Here is a 391-nt window from a genome sequence, read left to right as displayed (position 1 = left end):
GGGTCTGGGCGACCGCGTCGGGGCGCGCCGGCTTCACGGTGCCGCCGGGCCTCTCGGGGCTGGGGCGCCCCCTGGCGGCGGGCGAGCTGACGCTGGTGACGCTGCGCTCGAACGACCAGTTCAACACCACCGTCTACGGCTTCCAGGACCGGCTGCGCGGCCTCAAGGGCGACCGCATGGTCGTGCTGCTGAGCCCCACCGAGATCGCGCGCGCCGGGCTGCGCGAGGGCGAGCGGGTGACGCTGGCCTGCGCCCACGACGACGGCCACCGCCGCGCGGTCGAGGGGCTGCGGGTGGTCGCCTACGACCTGCCCGAGGGCTGCGCGGCCGCCTACTACCCCGAGACCAACCCCCTGGTCCCCGTGGGGCTGCGCGACGCGATGTCCAAGAC

At 76.0% G+C, this 391-nt stretch carries 1 protein-coding gene; it reads left to right on the top strand.

The window, feature by feature from the left end:
• Window positions 1–391 (top strand): molybdopterin dinucleotide binding domain-containing protein (locus D7Y13_RS44640; RefSeq protein WP_279637229.1); only part of this gene is annotated, 391 nt, incomplete at both ends.

Origin of the sequence: Corallococcus praedator, from assembly GCF_003612125.1 — a bacterium.
Classification (GTDB): domain Bacteria; phylum Myxococcota; class Myxococcia; order Myxococcales; family Myxococcaceae; genus Corallococcus; species Corallococcus praedator.
The sequence above is the reverse complement of the archived record's forward strand: the minus strand, read 5'-3'. Positions and strand labels throughout refer to the sequence as shown.